The organism is Arthrobacter sp. QXT-31, from assembly GCF_001969265.1.
GTDB lineage: Bacteria > Actinomycetota > Actinomycetes > Actinomycetales > Micrococcaceae > Arthrobacter.
In genome coordinates, this window is sequence record NZ_CP019304.1 from 1,594,569 (window position 1) to 1,615,982 (window position 21,414).

Below are 21,414 nucleotides of genomic sequence, written 5' to 3' on the forward strand. Positions count from 1 at the left end.
GCGACAACGAGGCCGGCATCCGCATTCATATCTGGGGGGACGCAGCACACAACCATCCGGCAAGGTGGCCGGATGACGACAGAAGCACACCAGCCCCCACAGGGACGAAAGAGGCAATGATGCCTACTGAAACTGCCCAAAAGGCGGAAGAAGCCCTCACCCACTTGCCCGGGATCAGTCCCGGATTCAGTTCAGGCCATCCGTCCTGCCCCACTCCGACGGGGGTGTAGGCCATGCTCGGTGAAGACCGGCCGCTGCCGAACAGCGACCAGGTTGGCGCGCTCCTCAGTGCCGGTGGCGTTAAGGGAGTGATATCCGGCAATGAAGAGGAGGACCTGGTCCGGCAGGTGACGGAGCGCTATGGCACTGCGCTTCGGCGTATCATGCAAATCCTGCAGAACCAAGGAAAGCTCGACGACGCCACGCTGGATGCGCTGGCAGCTGACGAACTGGTATCCGACCTTCTGCTGGTCCACGGCCTGCATCCCCATTCCTTGGAGGCACGGGTTGCCGGCGCACTGGACAGCATGCGGCCCTACCTTGGCACACACGGCGGTGACGTGGAGTTGGAAGGCATCAGCCCGGACGGCGTGGTTCGGCTGAAGCTGTTCATCAGCCAGGAGGGACTCGCTTCGACTGCCTCACTCAGGTCCGCTGTGGAGGGCGCCATTGGGGAGGCGGCACCGGAAATCACAGCCATCGACGTCGTCGAAGGAGAAAAACCGGCAGGACCTTCCGGGCCCATATCGGTGGACTCGCTGGTGATTCGGGAGAACACTCCGTCGGCAGGGACGCCGGTGGCGTCGTGGCACGACATGCCGGGCGGCACCTGGGAACCTGTACCGGAAATCGCGGGGCTCGAACCCGGCGAGGTGGCGGGCTTCCTGGTCCGCGGATACCCGGTGCTGGCATGCCGCCTGGGCCAGGACATCTTCGCGTGTCACGATTATTGCCCGCGGTGCACAGGCTCCATGACGGGGGCTACGCTGCAGCGGCCCTCGGCCGAACCGGGTCGCGGCGCAGTCCTCTGCTGCCCCACCTGCCGCGGCCACTTCGATCTGCACCGCGCCGGGGTGTGCCTGGACGACAAGGGCCTGCATCTGGAGCCGCTTCCGCTGCTGGTCCGCCACGGGGTGCTGTCCGTGGCCGTACCGGCCGAATCCGTGCCGGCCGCGCCGCTGCCGGTCGTCCCGCAGCCGCCGACTCCGGCGGAGATGACCCCGGTCCAGGCCCTCCCGGTGGTCACGACTGCGGGGCAGCCGGACCCGCCGGTTACTCCGGTACAGGGTGCCCCACAGTTGCAGCCGGCTGCGGGACAGGCCGGTGAGTGAGGAAGGGTCCGGAAGGAAGCGACCAAACGTGAGGACGCGTCCGGGAGGAAGCGACCAAACGTGAGGACGCGTCCGGGCTACCCGGTGTTGCGGAGGCCTGCTGCCACACCGTTGACGGTGATCAGCATGGCCCGTTGGAGGCGCTCGTCGATCTCGCCCTTGGACATGCCGGCACCCTCGGCCCGCACGCGGCGGAGCAGTTCCACCTGCAGGTAGCTGATCGGGTCGAGGTACTGGTCGCGGATTTCCAGTGAGCGCTTCAGCGTGGGCTGGGCGTCCAGGAGCACGTTCTCGCCGGTGAGGTTCTGGATCTCGGAGACGGTGAGCTCGTATTCGTCACGGATGGCACGGAAGAGGTGGTGCAGCTCCTCCGGGACCAGGGTGTCCACGTAATAGCCCGCGATCTCCATGTCCGTCTTGGCGAGGGTCATTTCCACGTTGGACAGCACCGAGCGGAAGAAATGCCAGCCCTGCATCATCTCCACGAGCTGGGCGGAGTTGCCGGCTTCGCGTGCCGCCTTCAGCCCGGACCCCACGCCGAACCAGCCCGGCACAATCTGCCGCGACTGCGTCCAGCCGAACACCCACGGAATGGCGCGCAGGCCGCCCAGCCCCGCACCTGAGTCCGGTCGCTTGGACGGGCGTGAGCCGATGTTGAGAGAGCCGAGCTGCTCCACCGGCGTCGAGGCCAGGAAGTATGCCGGCAGGTCCGGGTGGTCGATGAGGCTGCGGTAGCGGGCAAAGGCAGCGTCGGAGATGGTCTCCATGACATGGCCGAAGCGCTCGCGCTGGTCGTCCGAGGTGCGCGGCGTGCGGTGCAGCGCAGAGCCCTGCAGCACGGCGGCGAGCGAAAGCTCCAGGTTTTCCCGGGCCAGCTCCGGCAGGGAGTACTTGTCCGAGATGACCTCGCCCTGTTCGGTGAACTTGATTTCCCCCTCGAGGACACCGTTCGGCTGCGCCATGATGGCGTCGTAGGTGGGCCCGCCGCCGCGGCCCACGGAACCGCCGCGGCCGTGGAACAGGCGCACCCGGACCCCGTGCTTGGTGGCGATGTCGCGCAGCTTGCGCTGGGTCTTGTGGATTTCCCACTGGCTGGTCATCACGCCGGATTCCTTGTTGGAGTCCGAGTAGCCGAGCATGACCTCCTGGACGTCCCCGCGCAGCCGGACCAGTTCGCGGTAGGAGGAGTCGGACAGCAGCCTGTCAACAATCTCCGCGGACGCACGCAGTTCCTCGACGGTTTCCAGCAGCGGCGCAAAACCGATCTTGGCGTACGGGGCGTCGCCGAAGAGGCTGACCAGGCCGGCCTCGCGCGCCAGCACAGCGGCGGCCAGGACGTCGTCAGCACCACGGGTCATGGAAATGATGTAGGTCTCGATGACGTCCGGACCGTACGTGCGCAGGGCGCGGCGGATCTCCCGGAAGACGTCGTATGTGCCGTCAGCGGCGCCGTCGAGCCTGATCGGGTGGCCGGACAGCGGACGGCGGGAGGCAAGCTCCGCGCTCAGGACCTCGAGGCGCTCGTCCCGGGTCAGCTCGGCATACCGGATGCCTGGACCGCCAAGCCGGTCCATGAGCTGCCCGACGGCGTCATGGTGATGGTCGGCATGCTCACGGATGTCGAGGGTGGCCAGATGCAGGCCGAAGGAGGCGATGGCCCGGCGGACACGTGCCAGCGCGCCATCCGCCGCGAGGGACGCCGAGTGGTTGCGCAAGGACAGTTCCAGCAGCTCGAGTTCGCCGATGAGTTCCTCGGTGGAGGTGTAGTCCCGCCCCGCCTCGTGCTTGGATCCGGCGGCGACCCGCTTTCCGGTGTTGATGAGCTTGGCCTTGATGCAGGTCAGCTTCAGCCGGTAGGGCTCCTGGGCGTTGAGTTCCAGGATGCGGCGGTCCAGTCCGGGCAGTTTCGCGAGGTCTGCGTCGATGGAGTCCAGGAGCGCCTGGTCGGCACCGGCGAGCGCGGTCGAGTTGGACAGGACGGAGATGAGCTCGTCGATCATGGCGATGCTGATCCGCACCGCGTTCTGGTTCTGGAGCTGCAGGATGTCGTGGGTCACGGCCGCGGTGACGTTCGGGTTGCCGTCGCGGTCGCCGCCGATCCATGAGCCGAACCGGATGGGCGCGTTCTTGGCCGGCAGGGCAACCCCGTGCTCACCGAGGAGCTCCGAGAAATCCGTGAGCATCTCCGGCAGCGCGTCCGTCAGGATGCTGTTGAGGTAGTAGATGGCGTTGCGGGCCTCATCTACGGGCGTGGGCCGGACCTGGCGCAGCTCGTCCGTCTGCCACATCTGGTCGATCATTTCGGACAGCTGGCGGTCCTGCCGGCGCCGGGCGCTGGTGCCTTCCTCGGTGGGCTGGGCCAGCACGTCGGAGAGCTTGCGGATCTTGTCCAGCACCGAACGGCGTGACGCCTCGGTGGGGTGCGCGGTGAAGATCGGGCGCACATCCAGTTCGTTGACCACTTCCTGCAGCACCGCCGGGCCGGCCTGGCCTGCGATGTCCTCAACGGCTTTGGCGAGCCAGCCGTCCTTCTCCTGCCGGGTGCGCAGGCCGCGGACCCGGTGGACCTGCTCGGCGGCGTTGGCGAGGTGGAAGTAGAAGGCGAAGGCGCGGACCAGGTCGGTCGCCTGCTCAAGCGGCAGGGAGGCGAGCAGCTCGCGGACCTGGGCAACGACGTCGTGCGCGCTCCACGGGCCGGTGGCGTCCGCGCCGCCCCGGGCGGCCTCCTTGGATTCCTTCGTCAGGAGGCGGACCTGCTCCACCAGGTCGAGGAGCTCGGGCCCGTGCTGACGGACCAGGGATTCGCCCAGCAGGGTGGAGACGCGGCGGACGTCCGCGCGGAGTTCGGCGGCGAGATCTGTTTCGGAATTCATTGCAGTGTCAGCCATGGAAACTATCTTTCGAGTGTTCGACTTTGGCCCGTACACTGCGCTGGATACTGTGAGCCGGATTACTGTTCCTATGGGATGTTACCCGCAGCAGGCCGCAGCCGGGGAATATGTCTCAGATGCTGTCGCGCCCTTGAACCCAGCATCCGCTCGCTGTATTAGGGATGCAACCGGGACACGGCCAACCCGGATCGGGCCCCTTCATCAAGGCTACGCCGGAATGTACCGGCACCACGCGGGGTTGTCGCAGAGGCCGCGCAAGGACACATATTGGAGGACACATGAGCACCGCAGCAGACGCCCAGCTCGAACGCTGGCTCCGCTTCCGCAAAAGCCGCAACACCGCCCTCGCGGCCGATCACGGCTGGCTCACGCTCACGTCATTCCAGTGGCTGGAAAGCCAGCCCGCCGCCGTCGACCTCGTCCCCGGGCTGTGGTCAGCGGACGACACGACGACGGCGCTCACCGCTGCAGCGTCGGACGGGTTGACGCTCGTGGAGACCGGGGAGCCGGTGGATGGGACAGTCACTGCGCGGCTTGCGAATGAGGAGTCGCTGATGTGGGTGCAGTTCGGCGGCCCGGACGGCCGGCAGGTGGTGGTGGAGCTGGCGATGCGGGCCGACAAATACGCCATCCGCACCCGGGATTCCGAGTCGCCAGTGTTCACCGGGTTCGACGGTGTGCCCACCTTCGAGTACCGGCCTGACCTGGTGGTGGACGCCAAATTCGAGGCCTATCCGGAGCCCGTGGACGTGCCCATTTCCACGGCCAATCCCCTGGTGGACGGCGTGCACCGCAGCGTCGGTGAACTGGTGTTCCGGCTGCCCGGGAAGGACCACGAGTACCGGCTCCAGGCCGAGGAAGAGAAGCTCGGCGCCCTGACCGTCACGTTCCACGACGAGACAAACGGCAACGAGACGGACGAGTGGCGCAAAGTGTCCACCGCGCGCCCCCGGCCGGACGGCTCCGTGGTCCTGGACTTCAACCGCGCCATCAACTACCCCAGCGCCTTCACGCCCTACGGGACCTGCCCCATGCCGGTGCGGAACAACAGCCTGGACTACCGGATCGAGGCCGGCGAAAAGCAGCCGGCCTCCTGAGCTCCTGAGTGCGAAGAGCGCGAACGTACACTTGTGGCCCCATTTCACGCTTTGAACGGGGCCACAAGTGTACGTTCGCGCTAAGCTCACGGCGGTGCGGGCCGTCAGGTGATCGCGGAGACCCCGGTGACGGCCCGGCCCACGATCAGTGTGTTGATCTCGTACGAGCCCTCGTAGGTGTAGATGGCCTCGGCGTCGGCGAAGATCTTGGCCATCCGGTAATCCGTGACAATGCCGTTCCCGCCCAGGATGGACCTGCCCATCGCCACGGTTTCGCGCATCCTGGCGGACGTGTAGGACTTCGCCAGCGCCACCTGCGCCATCCCGGCGCCATGTTCCAGGGAATCCTGCTCCTGCAGCTGGGCGATCCGGGCCATCATGCCCATGCTCGCCACTGCATTGCCCAGCATGGACACCAGCTGCTGCTGGATGAGCTGGAACCTCGCCAGCGGGCGGCCGAACTGCAGGCGTTCGACGGCGTACTGCCGGGCGACGTCGAACGCCGCCAGCTGCTGCCCCACCGCCTGCCAGGCGACCATGATGCGTGAACCGCGGAGCAGTTCGTTGGTGTCCCCGAAACTGCCGATGCCGGCAAAGCGGTCGGCCTCGGCAACCCGGACGTCCTCAAACGCGATGTCGGCGTTCTGCACCGTGCGCAGCGCGATCTTGTTCTCGATCCGGCTGCGGCTGACGCCGGGCAGACCGGCATCAACAATAAAGCCGCGTACCGCACCGCCGGCTTCATCCCGCGCCCACACCAGCATGTAGTCGCAGAACGTCCCGTTGCCGATCCACCGCTTGGCGCCGTTCAGCACCCAGCAGTCCCCGGCGGCGTCGGCCTCCCCCGTATGGCTGGATATCCGGCGCGCCCGCGTCTCCATGCCGCCGGCCACGTCCGAGCCGTGATCCGGTTCGGTCAGGGCAAACGCGCCCGTGGTCCTGAGGTTCGAGGCGTCGTCGAGGTACCGGCCGCGCTGATCCTCGGAGCCGAACCGGTAGAGCGACTCGACGAAGAGGTCGTGGTGAACCAGGAAAAACGTCGCGATCGACGTGTCCACCCGCGTCATCTCCGCGATCACCAGCCCGGCGAAAAGGTGGCTGTAACCGCGCTGGGCCGGCGTGCTCAACTCCAGCGCGGCCAGCTTCGGGAGAATATGCGCCGGAAATTCAGCCTTGTTCCACCACTCCCCGGCGTGCGGCGCTATTTCGGCGGCCAGGAACTCGCGGAGCTCGTTCAGCTTGCGCTGTTCGGAGGCGCTCAGCAGTGATTCGTACGCGAAAAAATCGGCGGTGGGCAGGAGGTCGACGGCGGGCCCCACCTGCGCGGGGGCGCCCACATCGGTTCCGCCCACGTTGGTCCCGCCCGCTTCAGTCCTGCTCACTTCAGTCCCGCTCACTTCAGTCCCGCTCACTTCGGCCCCATCCGGATGGCGCCGTCGAGGCGGATGGTTTCGCCATTGAGCATGGCGTTCTCGACAATGTGCGCTGCGAGGTTGGCGTACTCCGCGGGCCGGCCCAGGCGGGACGGGTGCGGCACCTGCTGGCCCAGCGACTCCTGCGCCTCCTGCGGCAGCCCGGCCATCATCGGCGTCTCGAAGATGCCGGGGGCAATCGTGACCACCCGGATCAACGACCGGGCGAGTTCGCGGGCCAGCGGCAGCGTCATGGCGGCCACGCCACCCTTGGAGGCGGCATAGGCAGGCTGGCCGATCTGCCCGTCGAACGCGGCCACCGAGGCGGTGTTGATGATGACGCCGCGCTCCTCCCCGCCGAGCTCAGTGACGGCAGGCCTGGTGGTTGCCATCGCGGCAGCAGCCAGCCGGACCACGTTGAACGTCCCTATCAGGTTGACCTGGATGACGCGCTGGAAGGTCTCTAGCGGCAGCACGCCGTCGCGCCCGAGGACCTTGCCCGGAGTGGCGACGCCGGCACAGTTCACCAGGATGCGCAGCGGCCCCAGCCCAGTGGCGGCGTCGACGGCGGCCTGCACCTGCTCCTCGCTGGTCACGTCCGCGGGAACGAAGACGGCCTTCGGGACACCTGAGGTGCGGCCCGCAAGGTTCCGGGGGCCGGCCGCGTTCAGCTCGTCGGCATAGGCCGCGCCGGCCGAGGAACCAAGGTCCATGAGCACCACGGAAGCGCCGGCATCGAACAGCCTCCGGGCGGTGGCGGCGCCCAGCCCGGACGCGCCGCCCGTGATGAGCGCAACGGAACCCTCGATTTCCATACATCCTCCTTGATGCGGAACCGGTCGCTGCGGATCCGGGTCTCCGGCCGCCGCGAGCGTTAGTTAGTGAATGTTAACTGAAACCCGCGGCAGGCGCACCCCGCGGCCGGGCCAACCGCCCACGGGCCGGCCGTTCGCTAGGCTGGCCCCATGACCCAGCCAGACGCTGACGCCACACCGGACACCGCCGACGAGCCTCCCGCCAAACAGCCCGCCATCGCCTGGGCGGAGCGGGCCAACCAGGCCGCAAGGTCTGTGACGCACCTGTTCGGCCAGCGCCTGTTCTTCCTGCCCGGGACACACATCGCCGCCACCGCGCGCCCCTCCGACCGCTTCGGGAACCTCCGCCGCCCTTGGCACTACTGGTGGCAGGCCCACTACCTGGACTGCCTCGTGGACACGGGTTTTCGCGAACTTGGCAGGGCGGGGCAGCCGCCGGAAAAGTTCGACGGCGCCGCCCGCCCCAGCGCCGGGCAGCTCGCCTCGCGGCTGGTCACCGGCATCCGGCTGCGGAATTTCCTCACCTACGTCAACCATTACTACGACGACATGGCCTGGCTGGCTTTATCCACCCTCAGGCTGGAGCGGCTGGCCGAAGAGAGCCGCAGACCCAGCCCCCGGCGGCACGCGAAAATCCGCAAGAGCCTGACCCTGCAGTTCGACTCGGCGTCCACGGACGACCTGGGCGGCGGCACGTTTTGGAGCACCAAGCGGGACTTCAAGAACACCCCGGCGACGGCACCGGTGGCGCTCTATTACGCCCGCACGGGCAACACCGCCAAGGCGCAGGCCCTGCTCGACTGGCTGGATGCGCGGCTGTTCGACCCCACCCGCGGACTCTATCTGGACGGCATCCGGATCCGCAGCACCGGCGAGACCGTGTTGGAAGATGCGGTTTACACCTACAACCAGGGGCCGGTCCTCGGCGCCCTGCTGGAACTGGGCGGCACCGCCAACCTGGAACGTGCGGCGACCGTGGTGCATGCCGTGGCCGCGCACCTGACACTCCCGGACACGGCCGGCGCCAGCACAAGCGGCGCAAGCGGCCCCGCCACCAGCACGGTCCTCCGCTGCGATGGAACCGGCGACGGCGGGCTCTTCACCGGCATCCTCACGCGCTACCTGGCCCAGGCCGCAACCGACCGGCGGCTGCCGCAGGACGCCCGGACCACTGCCGCCGGACTGGTCACCGGCACCGCAGGGGCCCTTTGGGCCGGCCGGCGGCCGGTTGGGGCAGACGAACCGCTGGCCCGCCACGCACAGGCCGGCAGCCACATCTTCTCTTCAGATCCCCGGCGGCCGGCGGGCGAGACCTATCCGCCGGGTGCCGCCGTCGAACTTTCCACCCAACTCCAGGCCTGGATGGCCCTGGAGTCAGCGGCAACAGTGGCGGCGGCAGCCATGGCCCCGCGCAGCGAAGGGGCCCCGGGGGCAGACGGCAATTAGGACAGGCAACAGTGCCGTAATTGATGTGATCCTCATCACTTAAACCGCCGCGTGCTTGGTTGCTTAGGTTTGGCTAACCTACAGTTTCTCGAGTGAGCTATGCCTAACTTCCCCAGCTCACACAGGGCCTCGCCCGCCTGACTTTTTGCAGAAAGAAGCACCCCGATGAAGATCCGCATCAACGCCCTGGCCGGCATCGCGATCGCCGCCACCGCAGCCCTTGGCCTGTCGGCCTGCGGCTCCAACACGGCCCCCGCCGCCTCGCCCTCCGCTGACCCCGCCAAGGGCGAGATCACGGTCTACAACGCCCAGCACGAAAGCCTCACCAAGGAGTGGGCGGACGCGTTCACCACCGAAACCGGCATCAAGGTGACGCTCCGCCAGGGCTCGGACACCGAAATGTCCAACCAGATCATCCAGGAAGGCGCAGCTTCGCCGGCCGACGTCTTCCTCACCGAAAACTCCCCCGCAATGGCGCAGGTGGAGAACGCAGGACTCTTCGCCGACGTGGACAAGGCCACCATCGCCCAGGTCCCCGCAGAATTCCGTCCGTCCACGGGCAAGTGGACCGGCATTGCCGCCCGTTCCACCGTCCTGGTCTACGACAAGAACAAGATCTCCGAGGACAAGCTGCCGAAGTCCATGCTGGACCTGGCCAAGCCGGAGTGGAAGGGCAAGTGGGGTGCATCCCCCAGCGGCGCCGACTTCCAGGCCATCGTCTCCGCCCTCGTGGAACTCAAGGGTGAAGCCGCAGCCGCCGCATGGCTGAAGGGCATGAAGGAAAACTTCACCGAATACAAGGGCAACAACACCGCCATGAAGGCTGTGAACGCCGGCGAGGTTGATGCCGCGCTGATCTACCACTACTACTACTACGGCGACCAGGCCAAGACCGGCGAGAACTCCAAGAACGTCACGCCGTACTACTTCAAGAACCAGGACCCGGGCGCGTTCCTCTCCGTCTCCGGCGGCGGCGTCCTGAAGTCGTCGAAGAATGCGGACAAGGCCCAGGCCTTCCTGAAGTTCATCACGGGCAAGAAGGGCCAGGAAATCCTGCAGAAGGGAACCTCCTTCGAGTACGCCATCGCCTCCGGCGTCCCGGCCAACGAAAGGCTTGTCCCGGTCAAGGAACTTGAGGCTCCCACCGTGGACCCGGCCAAGCTCAACTCCAAGAAGGTCACCGAGCTCATGACCGGGGCCGGACTGCTCTGATTCTGTGATCACGCAAGTATCGGCGCCGGAGACATCCGGAAGCACGACGACGGCGGGCCGGGGCAAGCGCCCCCGCCCGCCTTTCGGCGTTTCAGCAGTGGCCATCCTGGCCGTGCTGATTGCCCTGTTTTCCCTCCTGCCGCTGGGCTACGTGGTGTTCATGACCGTGGCCACCGGCTGGGACACCGCAATTGAACTGATTGTCCGCCCGCGCGTCGGCGAGCTGTTGCTCAACACCGTGCTCCTGATCGTGTTCACGGTGCCCCTCTGCCTCATCCTGGGTGTGGGCGGCGCGTGGCTCGTGGAACGGACCACGCTGCGCGGGCACAAAGTATGGGCCGTGCTCCTTGCGGCCCCGCTGGCCATCCCGGCCTTCGTCAACAGCTATGCGTGGGTTTCCGCCGTGCCGTCCCTGCACGGCCTGTTTTCGGGCGTGCTCATCGCCACCCTCTCCTATTTCCCGCTGGTCTACATTCCAGCGGCCGCGACGCTGAGCCGGCTGGACCCCGCCGTGGAGCAGTCGGCTGCGTCCCTCGGGCTGGGCGCCTGGCGGACCTTCTTCCGCGTGGTCCTGCCCCAGCTCCGGATCGCCATGACAGGCGGCGCCCTGCTGGTGGCACTGCACCTGCTGGCGGAGTACGGCGCCTTCGCGATGATCCGCTTCAACACGTTCACCACCGCCATCATGGTGCAGTACCAGTCCACGTTTAACGGCACGGCCGGCACCATGCTGGCCAGCGTGCTGGTGTTCTTCTGCCTGATCCTGCTCCTCGTGGAGGTCCGCAGCCGCGGAACCGCCCGCTACGCCCGGGTCGGCTCAGGTGCACAGGCCCGGGCCCTGCGCCTGCCCCTGCACGTGTACCAGGTGCCGGCCCAGCTGGCCCTCCTTGCCCTGACCATGCTGGCCTTCGGGCTTCCGCTGCTGTTCGTGCTGCGGTGGATCTTCGCCGGCGGAGCGGAGATCTGGGCGGTTGACGAGTTCGTTCCGGCCCTGTGGCAGACCCTGCTGTACGGGCTTGCCGGCGCCGCCGCCACCACCGTTGTCGCCTTCCCCATGGCCTATCTTGCCGTCAGGCATGCCAGCAAGTTCAGCAAGGCACTGGAACTGTCCAATTACGTCACCAGCTCCCTGCCGGGCATTGTGGTGGCCCTGGCCTTCGTCACGGTCAGCATCCGCCTGTTCCCGGACCTCTACCAGACGGCAGGAGTCCTGGTGGCCGCCTACGTCCTCCTGTTCCTGCCCCGCGCCCTGGTCAACATCCGCGCCGGGCTGGCCCAGGCGCCCAAGGAACTGGATGAGGCGGCCCAGGCCCTGGGCACGCCTCCACTGCTGTCCTTCATCCGCGTGACGCTCCGGCTCACCGCGCCCGCGGCCGCAGGCGGAGCGGCGCTGGTATTCCTCGCCATCGCCAACGAACTGACCGCCACCCTGCTCCTCTCCCCCAACGGGACCAGGACCCTCGCCACCGAGTTCTGGAGCAAGAGCAGCGAGATCGACTACGCCGGCGCCGCCCCGTATGCCCTGCTCATGATCGTGATCTCGGCTCCCATGACCTATTTGCTCTTCCAGCAGTCCAAGAAAGTAGCGGGACAGTGACCGAACAATCCCCGTCCAGGCTTCCGGCACCGCGGATCTCACCGTCCGTGGCGCCCAGCACCAACAGCCACCTGGAGATCGACGCCGTCACCAAGAACTTCGGCTCGCAGGCTGTCCTCAAGGGCGTCAACCTGTCCGTGGCCAAGGGCGGAACCACCGCCATCGTGGGCCCCTCAGGTTCCGGCAAGACCACCCTGCTCCGGCTGATCGCAGGCTTTGAACACCCGGGCACCGGCACCATCTCGCTGAACGGCTCGCCCGTGGCGGGCGACGGTGTATGGAAGCCCGCGCACAAGCGCCAGGTGGGCTACGTGGCGCAGGACGGCGCCCTGTTCCCGCACCTCACTGTGGGGCAGAACATCGCCTTCGGGCTCAGTGCCGCAAAGCTCGACGGCGGCCGGCGCGCGGTTAACGCACGGGTCAACGAACTCCTCGAGATGGTGGCGCTGGACACGGCCATGGCCAAGCGCCGGCCGCACCAGCTTTCGGGCGGGCAGCAGCAGCGCGTCGCTCTGGCCCGGGCACTGGCCCGCGAACCCGAACTCATGCTGCTGGACGAGCCGTTCTCCGCTTTGGACGCCGGGCTGCGCGTGGCCACCCGGCGCGCCGTGGCCAAGGTCCTGAACGAGGCCGGGGTGACCACCATCCTGGTCACCCACGACCAGGCCGAGGCCCTGTCCTTCGCGGACCAGGTGGCGGTCATGCGCGGCGGCAGGCTGGCGCAGATCGGCAACCCGTTCGTGGTTTACACCCGGCCGGCGGACCGTGCCACGGCCGAATTCCTGGGCGATGCCGTGATCCTCGATGCCTGGATGGAGGGGTCGCTGGCCACCTGCTCGCTCGGCGGAATCCCGGTCCGGCGCCCGCCGGCGCAGGGCCGCGTCCAGCTCATGCTGCGCCCGGAGCAGATCCGGATTGCCGAGGACGGGCCGATCCGCGGCGTGGTGGTGGATACCGACTACTTCGGCCCCGAGACCACCGTCCGGCTCAAGCTCGCCGTGCCGCCCAAGCTGGCCGGCGCCATGCCCGACCACCGCTATCCCGGCGGCGGCGAAGTCATCACCATCCGGCACTGGAACGCGTCCATCGCCCAGCCGGGGACCGAACTGTGCCTGCGCGTGGTGGGGGAAGCAGTGGCCTTCCCGCCCGAGCCCGTCTGACGTTCGCCGCGTCTAACGCGCGTCAAGAGCCGTGGCCAACGGGGTGTATTTGAACGACTTCAGCGTCAGTTTCCCGCCGGCCGTTGCAGCGCTGACCGCCGGCTGTCCGGGCTTTGGCAGCACCACCGAGGTCAGGGTCTGCTCCCCGCCGTTCACAAAGACCTCCACGGACGAATAGTCGACGAAGACGGTCAGGTCGACGCTGCCGTTTTCCGGTGAACCGGTGTTCCCCTGCTGGCTTCCGCTTCGGGGCGGGCTCTGGGCGCTCCTCCGGTCCGTAAAGAGCGGGCCGAGGGCTTCCGCGCCCGGCGCCACGGCTGCGCGCTCCACCCACGCCGTGCCCGCTTCGAAGTTGTAGCCGACCGTTGCGTAGTCCGTTCCGCCATTGCCGAGTTTCAGCAGGGCTTCCGTGCCGTCGTCGCCCGGCGCACGTTCCACGGTCACGTCCAGCCGGTAGGCTCCGGTTTCGGGCACGGGAAGCTCGCCCGCCCCCTCCTGTGTGAGCGGCCTGCTGCCGGCCGTCTGGGCCTCACCCTCCAGCGTGGCCAGGGCGGGAGTGGGGGTGGACACGAGGGTGGGCCGGCCCTGCACGGTTTTCAGGCGGATGTCCCGGACGATGGAGTCGGCACCGCCCTGCCAGTCTGCGGTGGGCAGCTTCCGGGCGTACGTCCAGTTGTTCATCCAGCCGATGGCATGGCGGAACGCCATCCGTTCGTTTTGCGGGAGCCGGGGATCGTCCCAGGTGACGGCGGCATAGAAGTCCGCGCCGGCGTCGAGCCACTGGTGTTTCTCATCCGCGGGCGTGAATTTTGCCCCGTCAAAGGTCCCCGTCCAGTAGGCAACGCCGGTGGTCCGGCCTTCCTCCGTGCCGTTCGCGCTGACGGCCAGGACCCAGGTGCGTTTGGCGGGATCGCCGTCGAGGTCCAGCTGGAAGAGATCGGGGCATTCGAGGATCCCGAGGCCCTTCCGCTCGAAGCCGGACTCATAACGCCAGTCCCTGAGGTTCCGCGAGGTGTAAAGGCCGATCTTCTCCCCCTCGGCCAGCACCATGACCCACTGTCCGCGGGCCTCGTCCCGGATGATTTTGGGATCGCGCCAGTGCTGCGCGCCCGGGTTGTCCATCACCGGGTTCCCCTCGGCGGCCTTGAAGGTGTAGCCCTTGTCCGTGGAGTAGAACAGTGACTGCCGCTGCACGCCCTTGTCCTGCTGGGTCATGATGGCCACCACGGCACCTTTGCCGAAGCCGGCGGTGTTGTCCTGGTCCACCACGGCGCTGCCGGTCTCGATGTCCCCGAGGCCGTTCTTGAACTTCTCGATGGCAACGCCCTCGTCCTTCCAGTGCACCAGATCCGTGCTGGTGACGTGGAACCACTCGGTGCCGTTCCCCTCGGGGTGGTCGGCGTTGTAGAGGTAGTAGTAGTGCCACACCCCGTCCAGCAGGAAGGGCCGCTGGGGGTCGTTCATCCACTCCTTGGCGGGGGTGAGGTGGTAGGAGGGCCGGAACTGCGAGGCACCCTCCGGCCTGCTGAAGGACTTCGGGGCTTCACTCGGGCTGCCGCTGCTTTGGGCTGCGGTGCCATCCGGCGTTGCGCCGTCGCCCGAACGCCCGGCCAGGCCGATCACTCCAGCCGCGGCCAGCACCAGGGCCAGGACCACTGCCGCCGCAATCCACCGCCCGCGGGGGCCCAGCGTGCGTAGGGAATACCGCTGCATGTTCGCCGTTCGTGTTGGGGGTTGGCACCAATTTTAGCGCGGGTGGCCTTTCCTGACCGGCACGGGGTTTCGGCAGGCTCAACCAGCGGAGCTCTGCACCGGGCGCTTCTTCTGCGGATACGGGGTCTCACCGCGGGCCAGCATCTCGACGAAGCCGGCGATCTTCCGTTCCCGGGTGGAGGCCTGCTTGACCGAGTTGGTGCGGTAGATCAGGGCATAGCGGTTCACGGAGGTGAGCACGTCGAACATGGCCTGCGCCTCGGGCACGGCGGCGATGGCGGCGGCCAGATCGGCCGGAACCTCCGCCGTCGCCGGTCCCGCGTAAGCGGCCTCCCAGCGGCCGTCTGCTTTGGCGGCGTCGACGGCGGCCCTGCCGGCAGTGGTCATCTTTCCTTCCGCTTCGAGCCGGGCCACATGGCCCACATTCCGCTCCGACCAGGGGCTTTTGGCACCCCGGCGGGTCATGCGCTGGAAGTAGCTTTCGCCGTCGCGCTTTTTCACCTGGCCGTCGATCCACCCGAAGCAGAGCGCCTCGTCCAGGGCGGCGTCGTAGTCGAGTTCGGTGACGTTGCCGCCCTTCTTGTGCAGGACCAGCCAGACGCCGGGGCTGCTTGCGTGGTGGGATTCCAGCCAGGTCCGCCAGCCGGCGGCGTCGGTCACCAGCAGTTCCTCGAGTTCAACAGCCATGCGCCTATTCTGCCCTCAGAGCCATTGGATTCAAGCCAGTGCTGCGCGATTCAACCCGGTGCCACGCGATTGAAGACGTGGCATCATGGCCATGTCGGCGCCGTTTTCGAAGATCCTGGTGTTTCGAGTTCGAGGAGAGAGCATGCTTCGTGTCCGCCCCATCCACTTCACGTCCCGGATTGAGCCCTGGGAGCGGCTCCTCACCGACCTGGGGATGATCAAGTCCACCGACGAGGGCTCCTGGCGGGAATACGACGCGGGGGCGGGGCGGCTGGCACTGCATCAGGCCGAACCGGGCGCCGCGGAGGACGGCGTCACGCACTTTGGCGTGGAGGTCGGCGACCTAGAGGAGTTTGCCCGGCGCACCAACCAGTCCGGCGCGGAATCGGACACGTCCTCCGCCGAACTCGTCCGGGCGGACCACGGCGATTCCTGCCGGATCACCGGAGCGGACGGCTTCAGCTTCTTCGCCGACAAGGCAACCCACGGGGCCCACTGTGCCGATGCGGATCCCGCCCTGGCCGTGGTGGAGGTCTGGTTCAGCGAGGACGTCACAGCCGCCGCCCAGGCGCTGCGGGACATTGGCGCCCGGTTCCGGCCGGTCCCGGACGACGACGAAACCGCCGATTTCACGGCCAAGAACGGCGGCGTGCTGATGGCCAGGCCCGGCACGGGCGCGGCCCACGCGGGACTCGGCTTTGAATACACCGGGGACCTTGACGCCCTGCGGCTCCGCCTGACCGCCGCCGGACACGAGGTGACGCTGACCGAGGAGGCCTTCGGACGCACCCTGCATGTGCCGCACCCGGACGCAGACGGTGCGGCAGCGCAGCGGGCACCGCTCTGGATCTCGGCCCGCCGCCCGTCGTAGCCCGGAATGTTCGGCGACGGCGCGTCGAGGGGCGGATCCCGTCCTTTTGGCCGCCGCTAAACGCCGGGATCCCACGCTTCGGCGGCCGGACCTGCGGCAATGGGGTAAAAATGATTCATGAACGTGCGCACCCCTGACCCCAACCCCGGCTGGCTCTCGGACGAGGATCTCTTCGAAGCCCGAGGCAGGCTCCCCATGGTCTACGTGGAGGCGGTGCCCGTCCGGCTGGATCCCCTCGGGTTCGTCAATGAGGTGGGCACGCTGCTTCAGGCGGACGAGGACGGCACCATGGTCCGGTCCCTCGTCTCCGGCCGGGTGCTCTACCGCGAGACCATCCGCGCCGCCCTGCTGCGCCACATGGAGAAGGACCTCGGCCCGCTGGCGTTCCCGCAGCTCCCCATCAGCCCCGTGCCTTTCACCGTGGCCGAATACTTTCCCGCCCCGTCACACACCGGCTTCACCGATGACCGCCAGCACGCCGTTTCACTGGCCTACATCATTCCGGTGACCGGCGAATGCGAGCCCCGCCAGGACGCGCTCGAACTGACCTGGATGACGCCGCAGGAGGTGCTCAGCGACGGCGTGCAGCTCGAGTTCACCGGCGGCCGCGGCGCCCTGGTTCGGCAGGCTCTGGCCTACGCCGGGGTGGGCGCCTGACGCCCGGGGGCCCGCGCCTCCCCGACTTCGCACCCTCTCCTTTGTAGACTGTTGGGCGGACCGCAAGAGAACTTAAGGACTCCCGATGAACCACCCTGCAGCTGCCAAGACCTACCGTGAACAGCAGGCGGGCTCTCTGCGGGCGGGCGACCACCTTCTCCTGCCGGACGGCGAGCGGTCCGCGGAAATCCACTCCGTGGAAGTCGAAACCGATGATTTCGGCAGCCCCGCCATCGTTCTTGCGACCCTCACCGGCGGAGGCACGTTGCGCATTGCTGCCGGCTCGACCGTCCGGATCCCCGGACCCGCGGCCGACGACTTCCCCTCCCCGGACCACGCCGTCGGCCCGGCAGCCGCCGTCGGTGACGGCGACGGAACGGCAAACGGCGCCGGAACAGCGGACGGTGCCGCCCCGCCGTCGGACATTCAGGTGCCGGACATTCCGGAGTCCGACGCCGGCACTCCCCTTTCCGTCGTGGGGAACCCGGACGGTGCGGGGCAGAAGCGGACGGCGCCTGCCGCCGTCGTCGTACCTCCGCTGCCATCCACCACCCCGGTGGTGATCGGCCCCAGCGCCGAAGACCTGGCCCTGATCCCGGAGCCCTCCGGAACGCCCGAATCGGTGGTGGAGGCCGTGGCGGAGGCCCACCCGGACTCCGTCGGGGTGCAGCTGCTCGCGGACAAACTCGTCAAGGGCATCAACACCAAGTCCGGCAGCTGCCTGAAGGACCTGAGCGACCTCGCGCACGAGCTGTTCATCATGCTCAAGGATGCCGAGGCGTCGCTGAAGGTGGCCGACCTGCTGAACGTGCTGCCCTTCGACGGCAACCCGGGCCGCTGGGGATCAGTGGAGGCGTCGCTGGCGCTGTCCAGCTACGTGTGCCGCCAGACAGGGCATACGGACCGCGCGGCCGTGTACGAGAAGCTGCTCCGGGCACCGGACAACCAGGAGACGGATCCGTTCAAGGCGCGGATGCAGGCCAGGGTGCGCCAGCGGTCGCTGAACGAGCCGAACCTGTACGACAAGGAAATTTTCCGCTCCATCGACAACTCCAACCACGAGGCCGAGCGCGAATGGCGGCTGCTAAGGCTGGAATCGCTGCTGTTCCTGCGCGCCCACGGCGGATCGCAGACCATCAGCCCGTCCGAACTCGAACGGCGGATCGCGAACGAGCTGGAGTCCGTCCGGGGCTAGGCTCCTCGAGCCGTTCCCGTGCCCATTTTCGGCCGGAATTTCCTCTAGCCCGGGTTGTGCCCCAAGTTGTAGATTCAGGCCATGACGAACAATCTCAGCGTTGTGATCAATTCGGACGCGCCGCAGGTTTGGACGATGCTGCGTGAACCCTCGAAAGTCGCACAGTGGCATGGCTGGGAGACCGACGAGCTGGCGGCGGAAATCAACGAGATCTACTTCAACAAATCGGTGGTTGAGGCGCCGGACCACACCTCACTGACTGTCGAGGGCGGCGACATCTTCACGCTGAAGCCCGTGGCCAACGGAACCGAGGTCAGCGTCACCCGCGCCGGCGTGGACCACAACTCGGAATGGGCCGCGTGGGACGAGGACATCACCCAGGGCTGGCTGATCTTCCTCCAGCAGCTGCGGTTCGCGCTGGAACGGCATCCGCACGGCAAGCGCCGCACCTGCTACTTCTCCGTCCCCGGTTCGGACGGCTCGGCCATCGAGAAACTCGGCCTGAAGGATATCCCCAAGCCGGGAGAAGAGTATTCGCTCACCCTAGGCACCGGCGAAGAGATCTCGGGCCGGGTCTGGCACAAGACCAACCACCAGGTGGGGCTCACCGTGAACAGCTACGCGGAGCACGGCGACGGCCTGCTGATCGTGGCTGACCAGCCAGTGATCCCGGAGAAGAGGCCCGACGGCGGGTCCATGGTGATCCTCTCCCTGTACGACCTCGGCGCCCACAGCATGGAAACGATCCGCACCCTGTGGGACGACTGGCGCTCTGAGAACTACCCCACATCAGAACCCATCCAGTGAAGGTCCCGCGCCGTTAGCTGGCACACTTGAACCGTGCCAGCCAATCCTGAACCGCCAGCCCGGACTGACCTGCCTTTGCCGGAACCGGTACCGGCCGCCCGCCAGTCCGAGTTTTCCTTCCGCGTGGGCAAGCGGCTGACGGAAACGTGCAGCCCCTCCGCAGGGCAGGTGGCAGGCAACGGCGGCGGGTTCCTCGGCCGGACCGGCACCATCACCACCCCGCACGGCGAGATCCAGACGCCGGCCTTCATCGCCGTCGGCACCAAGGCCACGGTGAAGTCCGTGCTTCCCGAGTCCATGGCCGAGCTCGGAGCCCAGGCATTGCTGGCCAACGCCTACCACCTGTACCTGCAGCCCGGCCCGGAGATCCTCGACGAGGCCGGCGGGCTGGGCGCGTTCATGAACTGGCCCGGCCCCACCTTCACGGATTCCGGCGGCTTCCAGGTGATGAGCCTCGGCTCCGGATTCAAGAAGGTCATCGACATGAAGTCCGTGGATACGTCCGGGCCCGATGACGCTGTGGCCCCGGGCAAGGAGCGTTTGGCCCACATTGACGACGACGGCGTGTGGTTCAAGAGCCACCTCAACGGGGACCGCCACCGCTTTTCGCCCGAGATCTCCATGCAGGTCCAGCACCAGATCGGTGCCGACATCATGTTCGCATTCGACGAGCTCACCACGCTGCAGAACTCCCGTGGATACCAGGAGGAATCGCTGGAGCGGACCCGGCTGTGGGCGGTCCGGTGCCTCGAGGAACACTTCCGGCTCACGGCAGCCCGGGCGGGGAAGCCCTACCAGGCCCTCTTCGGCGTGATCCAGGGGGCCCAGTACGAGGACCTGCGCCGGAAAGCCTGCCGCGACCTCGGTGCCATGGCGTTCGACGGGTACGGGATCGGCGGTGCCCTCGAGAAGGAGAACCTGGGCACCATTGTGCGCTGGTGCAACGAGGAACTGCCCGAAAACAAGCCGCGGCACCTGCTGGGCATCTCCGAGCCGGACGACATCTTCACGGCCATCGAGAACGGCGCCGACACCTTCGACTGCGTCTCCCCCACCCGCGTGGCCCGGAACTCCGCGTTCTACACCCCTGACGGCCGGTTCAACCTCTCCGGCGCGAAGTACAAGCGGGACTTCGGCCCGCTGCAGGACGGCTGCGACTGCTACGCGTGCCTCAATTACTCCCGGGCCTACATCCACCACCTGTTCAAGGCCAAGGAGATGCTCTCCGCCACGCTCATCTCCATCCACAACGAGCGCTTCGTGGTGAAGATGGTGGACGACGCCCGGCTGGCCATCGAGTCCGGCGACTTCTTCGAGTTCAAGGCCGAGACCCTGGGCAGGTACTACTCCTAGGTTGCGGGTACGTCCGGCGAATTCGCCGGAAACGTGCGAGGTCGCCGCAAATTTCCGGCGACCTCGCACGTTTCCGGCGACCTCGCTTTTCCACATAGCGACGGCGGGACCTGCCGGCGGGGGCTGCGGTGCCGGATGCTCATCCCATGCAGCAAAACGACGAGCCGAAACTCCCGCCAACCGGCAACCTCTGGCGCACCGGCCAGCTGACGGATCTTGGCTACAGCTCGCGGTCCATCAAGTCCCTGCAGGATTCAGGATCACTGGTCAGGCTGCGCTATGGCTGTTATCTCCGCGCCAGCGTCTGGGAAGCCCAGTCCGCGGGCGTCCGCAGTCGGCAGCTCATCTACGCGCACGCTCACGGAACACGCACGACGTCGACTGGCCAGTTCGCATACAGCCACACCTCCGCGGCACGGCTCCATTCTCTCTATCTCTGGAAGGTCGACGATCTGATCCATGTTCTGCAACGGGTGAATCCCTCAAGTGAGCGGCATGGAAGGGACGTAAGATGCCATACCAGTCCCTTTTCCGACGACGAGATAGTGACGCTGAATGGACTCCGCGTGACTTCCTTGGAACGGACCACCGCCGACTGCGCCATGATGCTGACATACCGGCAGGCACTGATCGTCATGGACCATGCGCTCCGGCTGGGCGCGGACCGCACCCTGCTGCAGGGGATGGCGGATTCACTGGATGGGAGGCGCGGTGTCCGCACCTTCCGCCGGGCACTGCAGTACGCGGACGCCCGTTCGGAGTCCCCCGGTGAAACGCTCACCCGGGAACTGATCCTCCGGCTCGGGATCAGGCCGCCCACGCCCCAGTTTGAGGTCACGAGTCCGATCGGCCGGCACCGCCTGGACTTCGCGTGGAAAAAAGAGAAAGTGGCTCTGGAGTTCGACGGCAAGGTCAAGTACTTCGACTACAAACCCACCGAGCAGGTCCTTCTCGAGGAACGTCAGCGGGAAAATGCCCTGACGGAGGAGGGATGGAGGTTCGTTCGGGTCGTGTGGAAGGACTTGTTCAACGAGGCACGGTTTAAGTACCGCGTTCTCCATGCGCTGGCCGGCCGGTAAACCGGGTGAGGGCGACTCTCGGCGTCGAACCCGCCGGAACGCATCGAGGCCGCCGGAACGTTCCGGCGACCTCGAATGATTCCGGCGGCCT

General features: G+C 67.3%; 17 protein-coding genes. 12 read left to right on the plus strand and 5 right to left on the minus strand.

The window, feature by feature from the left end; genetic code table 11:
* Positions 1-233 precede the first annotated feature (233 nt).
* Positions 234-1,331, plus strand: a complete 1,098-nt coding sequence (locus tag BWQ92_RS07165; protein WP_076798909.1) for a NifU family protein — start codon at positions 234-236, stop codon at positions 1,329-1,331.
* A gap of 77 nt (positions 1,332-1,408) precedes the next feature.
* Here the strand turns inward: BWQ92_RS07165 and ppc are convergent, their stop codons facing one another.
* The gene (ppc, locus tag BWQ92_RS07170; RefSeq protein ID WP_076798910.1) at positions 1,409-4,219 is read right to left on the minus strand and encodes a phosphoenolpyruvate carboxylase; all 2,811 of its coding nucleotides are present in this window, start codon (positions 4,217-4,219) and stop codon (positions 1,409-1,411) included.
* Positions 4,220-4,500: 281 nt separating this feature from the next.
* Between ppc and BWQ92_RS07175 the strand changes: the two genes are divergently transcribed.
* Positions 4,501-5,319 carry a DUF1684 domain-containing protein gene (locus BWQ92_RS07175; RefSeq protein WP_076798911.1) on the plus strand — a complete coding sequence of 273 codons (819 nt, stop codon included), beginning with the start codon at positions 4,501-4,503 and terminating at the stop codon, positions 5,317-5,319.
* Between the two features lie 104 nt (positions 5,320-5,423).
* Here the strand turns inward: BWQ92_RS07175 and BWQ92_RS07180 are convergent, their stop codons facing one another.
* Together BWQ92_RS07180 and BWQ92_RS07185 are read right to left on the minus strand one after the other, a co-directional pair.
* Positions 5,424-6,656, minus strand: a complete 1,233-nt coding sequence (locus tag BWQ92_RS07180; RefSeq protein WP_442856763.1) for an acyl-CoA dehydrogenase family protein — start codon at positions 6,654-6,656, stop codon at positions 5,424-5,426.
* A gap of 71 nt (positions 6,657-6,727) precedes the next feature.
* Complete coding sequence (locus BWQ92_RS07185; RefSeq protein ID WP_076798912.1) at positions 6,728-7,546, minus strand: SDR family NAD(P)-dependent oxidoreductase; 819 nt, start codon at positions 7,544-7,546, stop codon at positions 6,728-6,730.
* Between the two features lie 150 nt (positions 7,547-7,696).
* On the opposite strand from BWQ92_RS07185, the gene BWQ92_RS07190 reads away from it, so the two are divergent.
* The 4 genes from BWQ92_RS07190 (at position 7,697) to BWQ92_RS07205 (ending at position 12,961) form a co-directional block, all read left to right on the plus strand.
* A complete protein-coding gene (locus BWQ92_RS07190) occupies positions 7,697-8,992 on the plus strand; it encodes a glycoside hydrolase family 76 protein (RefSeq protein ID WP_076798913.1) in 1,296 nt (431 codons plus the stop codon).
* 165 nt (positions 8,993-9,157) lie between these two features.
* On the plus strand, positions 9,158-10,204 hold the full coding sequence (locus tag BWQ92_RS07195) for an iron ABC transporter substrate-binding protein (RefSeq protein ID WP_076798914.1): 1,047 nt from the start codon (positions 9,158-9,160) through the stop codon (positions 10,202-10,204).
* A 4-nt stretch (positions 10,205-10,208) separates the two neighbouring features.
* Positions 10,209-11,801 carry an ABC transporter permease gene (locus BWQ92_RS07200; protein ID WP_172804258.1) on the plus strand — a complete coding sequence of 531 codons (1,593 nt, stop codon included), beginning with the start codon at positions 10,209-10,211 and terminating at the stop codon, positions 11,799-11,801.
* Positions 11,798-12,961, plus strand: coding sequence for an ABC transporter ATP-binding protein (locus BWQ92_RS07205; RefSeq protein WP_172804259.1), 1,164 nt, complete (start codon positions 11,798-11,800; stop codon positions 12,959-12,961). The genes BWQ92_RS07200 and BWQ92_RS07205 overlap by 4 nt, the downstream gene beginning before the upstream one ends.
* 12 nt (positions 12,962-12,973) lie before the next feature.
* Here BWQ92_RS07205 and BWQ92_RS07210 read toward each other — a convergent pair whose 3' ends face one another.
* Both BWQ92_RS07210 and BWQ92_RS07215 read right to left on the minus strand, forming a co-directional pair.
* On the minus strand, positions 12,974-14,674 hold the full coding sequence (locus BWQ92_RS07210) for a glycoside hydrolase family 32 protein (protein ID WP_076798916.1): 1,701 nt from the start codon (positions 14,672-14,674) through the stop codon (positions 12,974-12,976).
* Between the two features lie 78 nt (positions 14,675-14,752).
* A complete protein-coding gene (locus tag BWQ92_RS07215; protein ID WP_076798917.1) occupies positions 14,753-15,361 on the minus strand; it encodes a YdeI/OmpD-associated family protein in 609 nt (202 codons plus the stop codon).
* A gap of 142 nt (positions 15,362-15,503) precedes the next feature.
* On the opposite strand from BWQ92_RS07215, the gene BWQ92_RS07220 reads away from it, so the two are divergent.
* The 6 genes from BWQ92_RS07220 to BWQ92_RS07245 all read left to right on the plus strand — a co-directional run bounded on the left by BWQ92_RS07220 (position 15,504) and on the right by BWQ92_RS07245 (position 21,323).
* Entirely contained in the window at positions 15,504-16,232 is a 729-nt protein-coding gene (locus BWQ92_RS07220) for a hypothetical protein (protein WP_076798918.1), read from the plus strand.
* A gap of 117 nt (positions 16,233-16,349) precedes the next feature.
* Complete coding sequence (locus BWQ92_RS07225; RefSeq protein ID WP_076798919.1) at positions 16,350-16,889, plus strand: NUDIX hydrolase family protein; 540 nt, start codon at positions 16,350-16,352, stop codon at positions 16,887-16,889.
* Between the two features lie 85 nt (positions 16,890-16,974).
* Positions 16,975-18,084 carry a DUF6707 family protein gene (locus tag BWQ92_RS07230; protein WP_076798920.1) on the plus strand — a complete coding sequence of 370 codons (1,110 nt, stop codon included), beginning with the start codon at positions 16,975-16,977 and terminating at the stop codon, positions 18,082-18,084.
* Between the two features lie 81 nt (positions 18,085-18,165).
* Positions 18,166-18,891, plus strand: coding sequence for a hypothetical protein (locus tag BWQ92_RS07235; protein WP_076798921.1), 726 nt, complete (start codon positions 18,166-18,168; stop codon positions 18,889-18,891).
* Positions 18,892-18,924: 33 nt separating this feature from the next.
* Positions 18,925-20,244, plus strand: coding sequence for a tRNA guanosine(34) transglycosylase Tgt (tgt, locus tag BWQ92_RS07240; protein WP_076798922.1), 1,320 nt, complete (start codon positions 18,925-18,927; stop codon positions 20,242-20,244).
* 146 nt (positions 20,245-20,390) lie between these two features.
* A complete protein-coding gene (locus tag BWQ92_RS07245; RefSeq protein ID WP_076798923.1) occupies positions 20,391-21,323 on the plus strand; it encodes a type IV toxin-antitoxin system AbiEi family antitoxin domain-containing protein in 933 nt (310 codons plus the stop codon).
* The last annotated feature ends 91 nt before the right edge of the window (positions 21,324-21,414 follow it).

Excerpts from the sequence above, each read along its gene's own strand:
- ppc (WP_076798910.1), bottom strand. The coding sequence starts at position 4,219 with ATGGCTGACACTGCAATGAATTCCGAAACAGATCTCGCCGCCGAACTC.
- BWQ92_RS07225 (WP_076798919.1), top strand. The coding sequence starts at position 16,350 with ATGAACGTGCGCACCCCTGACCCCAACCCCGGCTGGCTCTCGGACGAG.
- BWQ92_RS07220 (WP_076798918.1), top strand. The coding sequence starts at position 15,504 with ATGCTTCGTGTCCGCCCCATCCACTTCACGTCCCGGATTGAGCCCTGG.
- BWQ92_RS07230 (WP_076798920.1), top strand. The coding sequence starts at position 16,975 with ATGAACCACCCTGCAGCTGCCAAGACCTACCGTGAACAGCAGGCGGGC.
- BWQ92_RS07210 (WP_076798916.1), bottom strand. The coding sequence starts at position 14,674 with ATGCAGCGGTATTCCCTACGCACGCTGGGCCCCCGCGGGCGGTGGATT.
- BWQ92_RS07185 (WP_076798912.1), bottom strand. The coding sequence starts at position 7,546 with ATGGAAATCGAGGGTTCCGTTGCGCTCATCACGGGCGGCGCGTCCGGG.
- BWQ92_RS07215 (WP_076798917.1), bottom strand. The coding sequence starts at position 15,361 with ATGGCTGTTGAACTCGAGGAACTGCTGGTGACCGACGCCGCCGGCTGG.
- BWQ92_RS07195 (WP_076798914.1), top strand. The coding sequence starts at position 9,158 with ATGAAGATCCGCATCAACGCCCTGGCCGGCATCGCGATCGCCGCCACC.
- BWQ92_RS07175 (WP_076798911.1), top strand. The coding sequence starts at position 4,501 with ATGAGCACCGCAGCAGACGCCCAGCTCGAACGCTGGCTCCGCTTCCGC.
- BWQ92_RS07235 (WP_076798921.1), top strand. The coding sequence starts at position 18,166 with ATGACGAACAATCTCAGCGTTGTGATCAATTCGGACGCGCCGCAGGTT.
- BWQ92_RS07190 (WP_076798913.1), top strand. The coding sequence starts at position 7,697 with ATGACCCAGCCAGACGCTGACGCCACACCGGACACCGCCGACGAGCCT.
- BWQ92_RS07245 (WP_076798923.1), top strand. The coding sequence starts at position 20,391 with ATGCAGCAAAACGACGAGCCGAAACTCCCGCCAACCGGCAACCTCTGG.
- BWQ92_RS07165 (WP_076798909.1), top strand. The coding sequence starts at position 234 with ATGCTCGGTGAAGACCGGCCGCTGCCGAACAGCGACCAGGTTGGCGCG.